The organism is Candidatus Amarolinea dominans (assembly GCF_016704685.1).
In the GTDB taxonomy this organism is placed as follows: domain Bacteria; phylum Chloroflexota; class Anaerolineae; order SSC4; family Amarolineaceae; genus Amarolinea; species Amarolinea dominans.
Map to the genome: position 1 here is coordinate 41,650 of NZ_JADIZS010000003.1, position 7,389 is coordinate 49,038.

General features: G+C 63.0%; 5 protein-coding genes. All 5 read right to left on the reverse strand.

The genetic code is table 11. The features are described from left to right. Nucleotides 1–31: 31 nt before the first annotated feature. Entirely contained in the window at nt 32–1,483 is a 1,452-nt protein-coding gene (locus IPF85_RS03140; RefSeq protein ID WP_343406613.1) for an RtcB family protein, read from the reverse strand. Nucleotides 1,484–1,595: 112 nt separating this feature from the next. Further along, entirely contained in the window at nt 1,596–1,970 is a 375-nt protein-coding gene (locus IPF85_RS03145) for an iron-sulfur cluster assembly accessory protein (protein WP_343406614.1), read from the reverse strand. 63 nt (nt 1,971–2,033) lie between these two features. Further along, nucleotides 2,034–3,068, reverse strand: a complete 1,035-nt coding sequence (moaA, locus tag IPF85_RS03150; protein ID WP_343406615.1) for a GTP 3',8-cyclase MoaA — start codon at nt 3,066–3,068, stop codon at nt 2,034–2,036. Continuing rightward, on the reverse strand, nt 3,065–3,724 hold the full coding sequence (locus IPF85_RS03155) for an ArsR family transcriptional regulator (RefSeq protein WP_343406616.1): 660 nt from the start codon (nt 3,722–3,724) through the stop codon (nt 3,065–3,067). Before IPF85_RS03155 ends, moaA begins: the two co-directional genes overlap by 4 nt. Nucleotides 3,725–3,833: 109 nt before the next feature. Continuing rightward, nucleotides 3,834–7,373, reverse strand: coding sequence for a methionine synthase (gene metH / locus IPF85_RS03160; RefSeq protein WP_343406617.1), 3,540 nt, complete (start codon nt 7,371–7,373; stop codon nt 3,834–3,836). Between the last annotated feature and the right edge of the window lie 16 nt (nt 7,374–7,389).

Sequence of the window (7,389 nt, forward strand, 5' to 3'; positions counted from 1 at the left end):
CCATGAACCGAAGCCATTTATGCCCGGCATGTTACCCCTTGACCACGGCCACGGGCACCAGCCGCGCAACCCTGCGCGCGATGCCGGCGTTGTGTACGACATCCACGACGTGATCCACATCTTTGTAGGCGCTGGGGGCCTCTTCAGCCAGGCCGGCCAGGCTGCCGGCGCGCACCTCGATGCCCTGCGCCTGCAAATGACCCCGCAGCTCGCCGCCCTGCACCAGCCGCTTGGCCGCGGACCGGCTCATGACGCGGCCGGCGCCGTGACAACTGGAGCCGAAGGTCTGCGCCATGCTGCCCGCTGTGCCCACCAGGACGTACGAAGCCGTACCCATGCTGCCCGGCACCAACACCGGTTGGCCGATGTCCTGGTAGTCGCGCGGCAGCACGTCCGCGCCGGGGCCAAAGGCGCGGGTGGCGCCCTTGCGATGCACACAGACCTGCAGCCGCTGCCCATCCACGTCGTGCATCTCGATCTTCGCCATGTTGTGCGTGATGTCATAGACCTGGAACAGATCGAAGTTCTTCACCTTGCCGGCCAACACGGTGCGAAAAGCCTGACGAACCTGGTGCGCCAGCAGTTGGCGGTTGGCAAAGGCGAAATTGGCCGCGCAGCTCATGGCCGCGTAATAGGCCTGCCCCTCTGGCGACTGCAACGGCGCGCAGACCAATTGGCGGTCCGGCAGATGGATGCCGTACTTGTGAATGACCTTCTGGAACATGTCCACGTAATCGGTGCAGACCTGGTGACCGAAGCCGCGACTGCCGCAGTGAATCATCACCACGATCTGGCCGGGGAAAAGGCCCATGGCCTGCGCAGCCTCGTCATCGTAGATCTCGGCTACCTCATCCACTTCCGCGAAGTGATTGCCCGAGCCCAGCGTGCCCAGTTGACTCTTGCCGCGCTCTTTGGCCCGTGCGCTGCAATGAGCCGGATCCGCGCCGGCCATCATGCCGCGCTCCTCGGTGTTCTCCAGGTCGTCTGCCCGCGCAAAACCCTTCTTCAGCGCCCATCGGCTGCCCTGCGCCAGAACCTCGTCCAACTCTTTGACCGACAGGCTGACAAATCCCTTCTCGCCCGCGCCGCTAGGAACCTGCTTGTAAAGCTCTGTCGCCAGCGCGGAGAGATAGGGCTGGACACTCTGGCGGTCCAGGTGCGACGCCAACAAACGCACGCCACAGTTGATGTCGAAGCCGACTCCGCCCGGAGAGATGACGCCATCCGCGCCGGCCGTGGCAACCACACCGCCGATGGGGAAGCCATAGCCCTGATGAATGTCCGGCATGGCCAGCGCGTAACCCACGATGCCGGGCAGGGTGGCGGTGTTGATCAGTTGATCCAGGCAGTCATCGTTCAGAGCCTGTTGCAGAATCAGCTCGTCGGCGTAGAAGCGGGCCGGCACGCGCATGTCGTGACGAAAGTTGCGCGCCACTTCATACACGTAGGGCCGAATCTGACGAATGTCTTTACGCATCACCATGAGGTCACCTCCAAAAAAAACGAAGGACGCAAGATGAAGTCTGAACGGCTGTTGGCGCCGATTCGGAGACCCTCTCCCGTCCTTCGTCAAGCGACCAGCGCCCGTCGTTGTTCTAGTTATGGCCGCAAGAAGCGGGTTCTTCGCCACTGTGCGTCTGCGCAGTGCGGAACGAACTGCCACAGCCGCAGCTTGATACGGCGTTCGGGTTCTCGATATGGAAACCGCCGCCCATCAGGTTATCAACGAAATCAATCTGCGCACCGTTGACGTAGAACATGCTGGTGGGATCCACAAACACCTTGATGCCAAAAGTTTCGTAAACTTCATCCACCTCGCGCGGATTGCCCTCGAAGGTCATGCCGTACTGCATACCGCCGCAACCGCCGCCCTGCACGAACACGCGTAACCCATGCGTGGCCTCGCTGAGGCCTTTGCTGTGCAGGACATCTTGCAGCTTGCTCGCTGCTGTAGGTGTCAATGTAATCATGAACGTCCTCCCTGAAAAAGATAGATCAACAACTTGTTGTGTAAATTTACACGGTCGCCCGGCTCAGCCGCCAATCTGCGACATAACCCGTAGCGCCGGAACCACGTCATGGGCCAGGCCGTGGCCCCACGGCTTACCCCAGACGGCCACGCGCAGCAGCGCCTGAAGTTCGTCCAGTGAACAGCCCTGGCGCAGCGGCGTCAGCAAGTCTACTTCGTTGTCACGCAGAAGACAGAGTCGCAGCTTACCATCCGCAGTCACCCGCACGCGGCCGCAGCCGGCGCAAAAAGGCTGGGTGACCGAGCTGATGAAGCCCAACGTGCCCTGTGCGCCCGCCAACCGATAGGGCCGCGAGGGGTCATGACCATCGTAGCCGGGCACAGCGATCAGGGGGCCGAGCGCCTGCTCGATCTGTGCCATCGTCTCCTGGTACGGCACCACCGCATTGTGGGCGAAGTTCGCCACCTCGCCAAACGGCATCAGTTCGATAAAACGCACCTCCCAGGCGTGAGCAAACGTCAATCGGGCCAGATCGGCCACCTCCTGATCGTTATAGCCGCGCGTGACCACGCAGTTGAGCTTGATCGGCTTCAAGCCGGCGGCCTCAGCGGCTTCGACGCCCGACCACACATCGTGCAGCGAACCCCAGCGCGTGATGCGCTGGAAGCTGGCGGCGTCGAGCGTGTCTACGCTGATGTTGACCCGATCCAGGCCCGCGGCCGCCAACGGGAAGGCCAGTTCGGTCAGCAGGACACCGTTGGTGGTCATCGCCACTTCCTGGATGCCCGGCACCTGCTTGACGCGCCGCACCAGTTCCACGATGTGCCGGCGCACCGTCGGCTCGCCGCCGGTCAGCCGAACCTTGCGCACGCCCAACCGGGCCGCCGCCTGCACGATAAAGATGACTTCGTCATCCTGCAAAAGTTCAGCGCGTGGCTGGAATTGCATCTCTTCAGGCATGCAGTAGACACAGCGCAAATTGCAGACATCGGTCAGGGAAATGCGCAGGTAGTCAATCCGTCGTCCAAACGCGTCGTGCAGGCCGTCGTGCATGGGCACAAGCTTCGATGGCTGTAACGTGATGGTTGCTGCGGTCATCCCTGTCCCCCCGTTGGCTCCCCAGTGTGATTCAACTCAAACATGTACGAGCAACGGCCATCGCCGGCAGCCAGGCGCCCCAGGCAGCGCGGTGCGCTCGCGCTGAGGCCGGACATCAATTCAGAGACCAGAATCAAATCCATCTGACACAACTCAGGGTGTTCCGCGGCCAGCCCTGCGTAAGGGCAGTTGCAGGTGTGCAGCAGCAACTGCCGGCCGTTGTGATGCTCCCATTGCGCCAGATAACCCTTATCGCTCAGAAACGTGGTCACGTCCGCCACGCGTTCATCCACCGACTGGCCGTAACGGGCAAGCGGCGCCTCTGCCAGCGTGCGCTCCGCCAGGCGCTCGATAATGCCGTTCAACGCACTGGCCGGCAGCAGGCGCTTCACTTCGTGCAGGACATCGGTTGCCAGCGCGCGAAAACTCTGCGGAAAGAAATCGTTGGCGGCTGCGGTCAGCAGATAGACCTGCTCCGGCCGCCCGACCGTGCGTTTGTGCTGCACCAGGGATGTGACCAGGTCCTGACCCTGTAAAATATCCAGGTGATGACGCACCGAAACCGGCGCCATGTCCAGCGCCTGCGCCAGGTCCATCACCGTCGCTTTGTTTTCGATCTTTAGAATTTCAAGGATACGGCGACGGGTGGCTTGCACGTCTTGACCCCTTTGCTCACAACCAGGCTCACTGCACAGCTCAAGCCTCAAGATTGTAACACAAGGGATAGGTGCTTGTCAATTCTTATGAAAACTATAAGAATAATTCTCAGCGCAGCAACTGCTCAACCCGACTGCCGCCGATGACGTAGTATTTCGCGGCCGGATGGTGTACGATGAGCGCGGCCGTGCTTTGTTCGGGCACCAGTTGAAAAGCGGTGGTCAGGCTCATGCCCAGCTCCTGTGCGGCCGGCAGCAGATCGAAGAGCACGCTGTGGTCGTTGAGGTCCGGGCAGGCGCCGTAACCCCAGGAATAGCGCTTGCCCCGCGGCCCGCGACCAAGCTCCTTCTGAATGCGATCATGCAGCCAGGCCGCGGTAGCTTCGGCGGTCTGCACGGCCAGGCCATGCATGAAGTAGGCTTCGCTGTAGTCACCGGCCGCCTGCAGTTCTTCGAAGCGCTGCGTGGCGCCTGCGCCCACCGTCACCACCTGCAGAGCGACGACATCGAGCAGGCCGGACGCGGCCGGGGCAAAGTAGTCAGCGATGCACAGATGCGCATCGTCCTCCTGGCGCGGGAAGGTAAAACGGCCTATCACCGGTAGGTTCGAAGCGTTGGCGGCGCTTTTCATGGCGGCCGGGTCGTAGATCAGCAGATCATTGCCATCGCTCTGACAGGGGAAATAGCCATAGACGGCCTGCGGCTGCAGCCAGCCGCTCTTTTGGGCCGCCGCGGTCATGCCAGCCAGGCGGGCATCGAACTGGGAGCGCAGCGTTTCCCAGGCCGCGCCGTGGGTATTTTTGGCCCCCCATGACAGGCGGTAAAGTTCGTCCTTGTCCAGGAAAGGAAAGACCTGGATGGGCGGAATGTGACGGATCGTGCTGACGCCCCAGAAAGGCGGCGCCGGGATGTCGGCCTGGGCCAGGAGCGGCGTGTCGGAACGGGTACGGCTGCTGGGCGCCGCCGTCTCCACGGGGCGCTGCAGCTCGGTCAGACCTTCCTCCCGATTGCGCTGCACCAGGTCGGCGCGCTGCGCGGAAAGCAGCGATCCCACGGTGTCCAGGCCCTCGAACGCGTCCTTGCAGTAGAAAACGCCGGGCGCATAGGGCGTCGTCGTGCCCTCGCCATCCTTGACAAACAGGATGCGCCGGCCAAAGCGACGGTTGATCGCCGCGCCGCCTACCAGCACCGGGAACGCCAGCCCGCGTGTGTGCAACTCCTGCACGATCAGCGGCATCTGTTTGGAGGTGCTCACCAGCAGGGCGCTGAGACCAATGGCATCCGCGTTGACCTCCACGGCCTTGTCAATGACGACGTTGGCCGGCACCTGCTTGCCCAGGTCGAACACGGTGAAGCCGTTGTTGGTCAGAATGGTGTTGACCAGGTTCTTGCCGATGTCATGCACGTCGCCGTAGACAGTTGCCAGCACCACCTTGCCCTTGGTTACGCCTTCGGCGCGTTCCAGGTAGGTCTCCAGTCGCGCCACGGCCTTCTTCATCACCTCGGCCGATTGCAGCACGTAGGGCAGGATCAATTCGCCGGCGCCGAACTTGTCGCCGACCTCTTTCATGGCCGGCAGTAGCACGTGGTTGAGCACCCACACCGGATCACGGGCGGCGATCGCTGTGCTGACCAGGTCCTCCACGCCTTCCTTCTGACGATGGACGATCTGCCAGTGCAGCTTTTCCTCCACGCTCATGCCCTCGGTGGGGTCCACTTCGGCCTGGCGCTCGCCGATGGCGTCCTGGTGTTCTTCGAAATACTGAATGTAGCGCGCCAGGGCATCGGGCTGGCGGTTGAAGATCAGGTCCTCGCACAGTGTACGCAGCGCGGCCGGAATTTCGGCGTAGGGCAGCGTGTGCTTGGGATTGATGATCGCCATGTCCAGCCCGGCCCGTACCGCGTGCCAGAGAAAGACGCTGTTGAGCGGGCCGCGCGTGGGCAAGGCCAGGCCAAAGGAAAGGTTGCTGACGCCCAGTGAGCAGAAGACACCCGGCAGGTGGCGCTTGATGAGGCGAATCCCCTCCAACGTCTCGACCGCGCTGTTGGCAAATTCAGGGTCGCCCGTGGCCAGGGTGAAGGTCAGCGCATCGTAGATCAGGGCGTCGGGCGGCAGGCCGTACTCGTTGACGGCAATCTCGTAGATGGCTTGGGCCACTTCCAACTTGCGCGCGGCCGTTTTGGCCATGCCGATCGGGTCAATGGTCAGTGCGACGACGGCCGCGCCATGCTCCACCGCCAGCGGCAGGACTGCATCGCAGCGCTTGCGCCCGTTTTCCAGGTTGATCGAGTTGATGATGGGCCGGCCGGGGATGTTTTCCAACGCCACTCTGAGCACGTCCACTTCGGTGGAGTCAATGACCAGGGGCGCGTCCACCGCTTGCGATAGCAGGCGCACGGTGCGGCGCATCATTTCCGGCTCGTCGGCGCGCTCGGTCAGCGCCACGCACACGTCCAGGGTATGCGCGCCGCCCTCGATCTGGTCGCGCGCAATCTGCAGCAGGCCATCGTAGTCATCGGCCAGCAGCAGCCGCTTGACGATCTTACTGCCCTGCGTGTTGATGCGTTCGCCGATCAGGTGCGGCGCCGGTTCCTGCACCAGGCCGGTGGCACGCATGGCCGAGGCCACCAGGGCCGGAAAGACCGCTTTGGCCGCGATGCGTTGCAGGCCAGGCGCGCGCTGCCTCAATGGCCGCACCAACTCGACGATCTGGCGAATGTGCTCGGGCGTGGTGCCGCAGCAGCCGCCCACGACGTTGACGCCCAGGTCGCGTACGAATTCGACCAGCGTGCCGGCCAGCGGCCGCGGTTCCATCGGATAGACGGCCTTGCCGTCCACGTTGAGCGGCAGGCCGGCGTTGGGAATGACCGAAATCGGCAGGTTGGTGTTGGCGGTTAGATAGCGGATCGGCTCGCGCATGTAATCGGGACCGGTGGAGCAATTGAGGCCGATGACATCAATGGGCAGATAGCGCAGAATGGTCAGCACCGCGGCAATGTCGGTGCCCAGCAGCATGCGTCCGGTCACATCGAGCGTGACCTGCACCTGCACTGGCACACGCACGCCGGCCTGACGGAAGTAGCGGTAGATGCCGGCCACGGCCGCCTTGACCTCCAGAATGTCCTGCTGCGTTTCCAGCAGCAGCAGATCCACGCCGCCTTCCACCAGGCCCCGCGCCTGTTCACCAAAAACCGTCGCCAGTTCCTCGAAGGTGATATTGCTCAGCGTGGGATCGGACGCGCTGGGCAGATAGCCGGTCGGCCCGATGGAGCCGGCGACGCAGCGCGGGATGCCGGTGGCATCCGCAAAGCGATCGGCCGTCTGCCGGGCCAGGCTGGCCGCGGCGCGGTTGATCTCCAGGATGCGATCCTGCAGCCCGTACTCGCGCATCGTCAGGCGGTTGCTGCGGAAGGTGCAGGTTTCGATCACCTCCGCGCCCGCCTCCAGGAAGTCGGCGTGGATGGTTTCGATCATCGAGGGTTGACTGATGACCAGGTAATCGTTGTTGCCCCACAGCTTTTCGCCGCCGTAGTCGGCCGCGGTCGGTTCCAGCATCTGGATGTTGGTGCCCATCGCGCCATCGAAGACCACGATGTGATCGCGCACGGCTTGCAGATAGCGGTCATTGGTAAAGGGTATCGGTTTCAAGGAATGCATCCTTTGG